This is a genomic window from Larkinella knui, from assembly GCF_003858645.1.
In the GTDB taxonomy this organism is placed as follows: Bacteria; Bacteroidota; Bacteroidia; order Cytophagales; family Spirosomataceae; genus Larkinella; species Larkinella knui.
The window spans coordinates 543-2,034 of the sequence record NZ_RQJP01000013.1; the positions used below are offsets into that span (position 1 = coordinate 543).

Sequence of the window (1,492 nt, forward strand, 5' to 3'; positions counted from 1 at the left end):
GGAGGAACCTCCTATCAATGGAAAGGCCCCAATGGTTACAGCAGTACCCAACAGAATCCTACGCTCACTAACGCTACGGCGATCAACAGTGGTACTTACAGTGTGACCATCACCAACGGCAGTGGGTGCACGGCGGTCAACACCACTCCGGTGGTGGTAGGCACCTGCCCATCGGTACCCTGTAGTCTGACGGGGACGGTAGCCTCTTCCCAAACCGTGTGCAGTGGCAGTGCGGTCACGATCCAACTGACGGCTTCGGGAGGAACCTCCTATCAATGGAAAGGCCCCAATGGTTACAGCAGTACCCAACAGAATCCTACGCTCACTAACGCTACGGCGATCAACAGTGGTACTTACAGTGTGACCATCACCAACGGCAGTGGGTGTACGGCGGTCAACACCACCCCGGTGGTGGTAGGCACTTGCCCATCGGTACCCTGCAGTCTGACGGGAACGGTAGCTTCCTCCCAGACGGTGTGCAGTGGCAGTGTGGTCAGCATTCAGCTAAGTGCTTCGGGAGGCACTTCCTATCAATGGCAGGGCCCCAACAACTTCACCTCTTCGCTGGCCAGTCCGCTCATCAGCACTGCGACGGCGATCAACAGTGGCACTTACAGTGTGACCATCACCAACGGTAGTGGGTGCACGGCCGTCAACACCACCCCGGTGGTGGTAGGCACCTGCCCATCGGTGCCCTGCAGTCTGACGGGGACGGTGGCCTCTTCCCAGACGGTGTGTGTCGGCAGTGTGGTCAGCATTCAGCTAAGTGCTTCGGGAGGCACTTCCTATCAGTGGCAAGGGCCCAATGGGTTTACCTCCCTGATGCAGAACCCAACGCTCACTAACGCTACAGCGATCAACAGCGGTACTTACAGTGTGACCATCACCAACGGCAGTGGATGCACGGCGGTCAACACCACTCCGGTGGTGGTAGGCACCTGCCCATCGGTGCCCTGCAGTCTGACGGGAACGGTGGCCTCTTCCCAGACGGTGTGTGTCGGCAGTGTGGTCAGCATTCAGCTAAGTGCTTCGGGAGGCACTTCCTATCAGTGGAAAGGGCCCAATGGGTTTACCTCCCTGATGCAGAACCCAACGCTGAGCACTGCGACGGCGATCAACAGTGGCACTTACAGTGTGACCATCACCAACGGTAGTGGGTGCACGGCCGTCAACACCACCCCGGTGGTGGTAGGCACCTGCCCATCGGTGCCCTGCAGTCTGACGGGAACGGTAGCTTCCTCGCAAACGGTGTGCAGCGGCAGTGCCGTCACGATTCAACTGACGGCTTCGGGAGGGACCTCGTATCAGTGGAAAGGGCCCAATGGGTTTACCTCCCTGATGCAGAACCCAACGCTGAGCACTGCGACGGCGATCAACAGTGGCACTTACAGTGTGACCATCACCAACGGCAGTGGGTGTACAGCCGTCAACACCACCCCGGTGGTGGTGGGCACCTGCCCATCGGTGCCCTGTAGTCTGACGGGGACTGTAG

Annotated in this window: 1 pseudogene; it reads left to right on the plus strand. The window is 59.2% G+C overall.

Annotated elements, in window-relative coordinates:
- Window positions 1-102: 102 nt before the first annotated feature.
- Window positions 103-1,492, plus strand: a pseudogene (locus EHT87_RS31125) (hypothetical protein); the annotation flags it as partial.